This window comes from Flammeovirga agarivorans (assembly GCF_012641475.1).
Taxonomy (GTDB): domain Bacteria; phylum Bacteroidota; class Bacteroidia; order Cytophagales; family Flammeovirgaceae; genus Flammeovirga; species Flammeovirga agarivorans.
In genome coordinates this window covers 1-3,999 of the sequence record NZ_JABAIL010000022.1, presented here as the reverse complement: position 1 = coordinate 3,999, position 3,999 = coordinate 1, and the positions used below count along the sequence as shown (strand labels likewise).

The 3,999-nt window shown below is 27.7% G+C and carries 6 protein-coding genes; all 6 read right to left on the bottom strand.

Going from position 1 to position 3,999, the window contains the following annotated elements; translation table 11 throughout:
* Nucleotides 1-205: hypothetical protein (locus HGP29_RS27810; protein ID WP_211093440.1), on the bottom strand; the 205-nt coding region annotated here is incomplete at its 3' end.
* A 109-nt stretch (nt 206-314) separates the two neighbouring features.
* Nucleotides 315-686, bottom strand: coding sequence for a hypothetical protein (locus tag HGP29_RS27805; protein WP_168885744.1), 372 nt, complete (start codon nt 684-686; stop codon nt 315-317).
* Nucleotides 683-1,099 (bottom strand): energy transducer TonB, encoded by a 417-nt coding sequence (locus tag HGP29_RS27800; protein WP_168885743.1) that lies wholly within the window; start codon nt 1,097-1,099, stop codon nt 683-685. The genes HGP29_RS27805 and HGP29_RS27800 overlap by 4 nt, the downstream gene beginning before the upstream one ends.
* A gap of 474 nt (nt 1,100-1,573) precedes the next feature.
* Complete coding sequence (locus HGP29_RS27795; RefSeq protein WP_168885742.1) at nt 1,574-1,789, bottom strand: hypothetical protein; 216 nt, start codon at nt 1,787-1,789, stop codon at nt 1,574-1,576.
* 139 nt (nt 1,790-1,928) lie between these two features.
* Nucleotides 1,929-2,636 carry a hypothetical protein gene (locus HGP29_RS27790; protein ID WP_168885741.1) on the bottom strand — a complete coding sequence of 236 codons (708 nt, stop codon included), beginning with the start codon at nt 2,634-2,636 and terminating at the stop codon, nt 1,929-1,931.
* A 722-nt stretch (nt 2,637-3,358) separates the two neighbouring features.
* Nucleotides 3,359-3,868 (bottom strand): hypothetical protein, encoded by a 510-nt coding sequence (locus HGP29_RS27785; RefSeq protein ID WP_168885740.1) that lies wholly within the window; start codon nt 3,866-3,868, stop codon nt 3,359-3,361.
* Nucleotides 3,869-3,999: the final 131 nt, after the last annotated feature.

Here is a 3,999-nt window from a genome sequence, read left to right as displayed (position 1 = left end):
TACTTAAGTCAAAAGAAACCCATACATTCCCTTCAACACCATTACTATAAGCTATTAAAGGATATTCTACATTTTTTTCTAAATACGATTCTAATTCTACAGTATTTTCAGGTGATACAAAAACTTTATCAGTTTCATTTTGCCCAAAAGTAATTAGTTTAGTCAATGTAAATACAACAACAAGGTGAATCAATTTTAATTTCATAAATATTCTATTTTTAGTTTAGTTTATTACCTCCAACGTAATGGCTAAACTATGCAAGAGGGTGCGTCACCCGAATGTGGAGTTTTAGCTGTTGTTGTGGTGAGTAATTTTAATTTATTTCAATTTCTTTAAGTTCCTCTTCAGAAATCCATTCTTTTGTAAGAGGAATTACAGCTTCAGTTAACCATTGAAAGATATTTTCATAAACTTCTTCAATTGGATAACCCAGAGTTTCATTTTTTTGTGACCATGTTAAGTGTATTACTTTTACTGTATTTTCTATATTATTATCTTTAATTGGAAACCCTGCAATTATATCACAATCTTCTCTTAGTGCGAAAGCTAAGATATCACCTCCCGTTTCTTTTCTATATTCTTTTTCTAATGTCTTTTGTATTTTTTCTTGTGATATAATATTCCAAGGAGTAAATCCTTTAAATTTGTGTGCTAGGATCCACTTGTATTCTAATGGTAATTTCATTTTAAACAGACTATTATTGGAAATATTTTAAGACTTTTTACTGGTTTTCCAAAACACTGTGCTGGGTTCCATAATGTATTATTCAATAGATCTAAAAAATCATCTTTATTAGCTATCATATTCATCTTCCCATGTAAAACTCTAATACTACTAACTGATCCATCTTCATTAATAATTAGACTGATAAAAATCTTCGGGTCGATACTGAAATTTTTAATATTACTTGAAAACTTAACAGTGTTAGCAATTTCTTTATAGAATTTATTAAACCCCGATTTAGGGGACGCAATAACATCACATTGTTCATAAATTTGAAATCCAGTAAGTGAATCTAATTTTGATATACAATTTGCTTCTTGAGCATGAATATCGAAAGATAACAAAATGAATATAATACAAAATAAATTTCTCATAGTAAGAGAGATTGATGTTTATTCACCACAACGAATTTGCTATGCAGCGAGCGAGGACGCGTCGGCCGAGACTTGATGTATAGCTGGTGTTGTGCTGCGTTTAATATATACTTGATTTCTTATAAAAGGAATTTAAAAATAATAGCATACAGAATCATACTTATTAAACAAAGAGTTGGAAGTATTGATATGTATGGTATGCATCTAAAAGTCCAATTGTATGTTTTTCTTTCGCTCAAATTAATTCGTCTATAAACAATAATTGATATTAAACTAAATAGAAATGACAGAAATAATAATGGAATAAAAAAACCAATATTAAAACTGAAATTTTTAGATGCAGAATTAGAAGAATAAAAGAAAGAAAAAGTATATGTAATAATAAAAATTGTAATTGAGATAAAACTGGAAATGAATGATAACTTCCATTTTGATGAAGTAGGTATATAAATTTCAAATCTACTCATACCACTTTTAATTGATTTTGTTCTCTTTCAATAAAATTGCAAGGCTGATGATACCGCCAACAGTCATTAATGTACCTGATAAAAATGGTATTCCTGCTCCGATAATTGATGCTAGATTATTTGAATATAGATATCTTAGACAGAATAACATAGTAATACCACCAATCAAAAATATAAATATTGAAAGTAAAACTAATATCAATTTGAATGTCAATTTTTCCATTTTTAATTTTTGTAGATACTGTTAGCTTTAGAAGATGTTAGTTTAATGCTGCACAACGTGATTACTAAACTACGTGAGCGGTTGCGTCAACCGTGATTGGAGTTTAGTTGATGTTGCCTACCGTTTAAAGTTTATTACATCAATTATTTAAATCAATATCTAGTAATTCTTCTTCGTATTTACTTTTTCGTTCTTCAATTACTTGATTTGAAGTTTCTTTCTCTATATTGATTCTCCTAGAATATTCTCTTAAACCTAAAGTATCATGGTGAAATTCATATTTTGGAATACAAAGGTCAAAATTTTTACGTGTCATATCTTTAGGTACTAACTCTAAGTTATATGGATATCCTTTCAATTTACCAATACTAAATTCCATTTCGATTAATTTTAACAACCATAAAGTTTCATTAATATTAGTGTCAATATTAAAGTGAATTTCAATAGATTTTCTATACATCATTGATATAGGTACACTATTAAAATGACTTATAATGTCATTTAGAATAGTATAATTAAAATCGTCTAATGAATAAGTATCTGAAGATCTTGGACAACAAATCTGCGTTAGATAACAAAAATTATTTTTATTGTTTAGATAATAGATCTTATCATTATAATTAACACGCAACAAATTATTAACAGCTACAGTCTCAGATTTTTTCATTGCTGACATAATTATTTTATAAAGGTCAATAGTTTTATCTAATGAATCAACTACTATAGTTGGTATTAATTCCTGTTCGTCAAAAGAAATAAAGTCAACATGATCATATATAAACTTTTCTTCTACTTTGGGATTAGAACAAGAAAATAAAATGATTAATATGAATATCCTTTTTAACATTGAGTATAGTATCTAATGGTAGGCAACGTAATGGCTAAACTACGTGTGAGGGTGCGTCACCCGAACGTGGAGGTTTAGCTGTTGTTGTGCTACGTTTTAATAGTTGAATATTAATACAATTATTATTGGTATTGCTATTATCAAATTACTTATTAATACAGATAGTGAATTTATAAACATTGTATTATTAGTTATGCTCTTTAACATTAATATTACATATGCTTCAGACCATACTAATGAAACCATATAAACTATTTCAGAATATTGAAAATTAGGTAATGAAAAATCTACTACATATGCTAAAATGACTGGTATTAAACTATAACTTATTGCATACCGAATAAGAATTACATCAAATATTTCTTTAGTAAAAAATCTACAAGTCCAACTTAATAATTGTGACACTAGTAATATTGATATTAATGTTCCAACAAGAGATGCTAATAATAATACAATTATAGTTAAATAGTTAAAACCAATACTTGAATCTGTATTTTGGATTGTATAAAGACAAACAAAAACAATTATAACAGACATAGTATTATTTTTTAATTCATCTCTATTGATTCTTTGTATTAATTGTATAGGCTTGTAAAAATAAAGAATAATATCAAGCATAGTAGTTTGCAAATTTAATTGGGTTATGGAGCACAACGTGATGGCTAAACTATGCAAGAGGGTGCGTCACCCGAATGTGGAGTTTTAGCTGTTGTTAGGCTACGTTATAGTTCTTTATTCATTGTTATCTGATAAGAATACCTATCAATTTTATAGATACTATTGATAGACTTATTTATAGGCATCGTTAATTCGTTAATATCTAATATATCATCATCTTCTAGATATTTCTCTATTCCTAAATAGTCTCCTTTTACAAAACATTCTTTGATAGCTTTATGATGAATCCTAATTATTGGATCTAATTGTAAATAATCTCTATGGCTATCCATTTCTAAGAGGTAGTATTCGTATCTTCTATTTTTGTCCAAGTTTGCTTCAATACTAATTTCCATTCTGGAAGAATCTAATACAAAGTATTCATTTATTAGTGGAGATTGGTATTCTTCACTTTCTATTTCATAAACTAAAAATAGTACTTCATCATTCTTAGTTGAAACAACACTTACATCTTCACTTAAATTTGTTGATGATATTATTATTTCTACTTTATTTATTTGAGCGATGATAGTATTTGAAAGAAAATATACCAGAAGGAAATAAACTAATTTCATTGTAACTATTATTTTGAAAGTATTTTATTCAAATTTTGTAATTGGTGTCTACAATGGAGCCTAACGTAATGGCTAAACGGCGAGCGAGGGCGTGTCGACCGAGACTTGCTGTTTTAGCTGTTGTTAGCAAC

Excerpts from the sequence above, each read along its gene's own strand:
- HGP29_RS27805 (WP_168885744.1), bottom strand. The coding sequence starts at position 686 with ATGAAATTACCATTAGAATACAAGTGGATCCTAGCACACAAATTTAAA.
- HGP29_RS27785 (WP_168885740.1), bottom strand. The coding sequence starts at position 3,868 with ATGAAATTAGTTTATTTCCTTCTGGTATATTTTCTTTCAAATACTATC.
- HGP29_RS27790 (WP_168885741.1), bottom strand. The coding sequence starts at position 2,636 with ATGTTAAAAAGGATATTCATATTAATCATTTTATTTTCTTGTTCTAAT.
- HGP29_RS27795 (WP_168885742.1), bottom strand. The coding sequence starts at position 1,789 with ATGGAAAAATTGACATTCAAATTGATATTAGTTTTACTTTCAATATTT.
- HGP29_RS27800 (WP_168885743.1), bottom strand. The coding sequence starts at position 1,099 with ATGAGAAATTTATTTTGTATTATATTCATTTTGTTATCTTTCGATATT.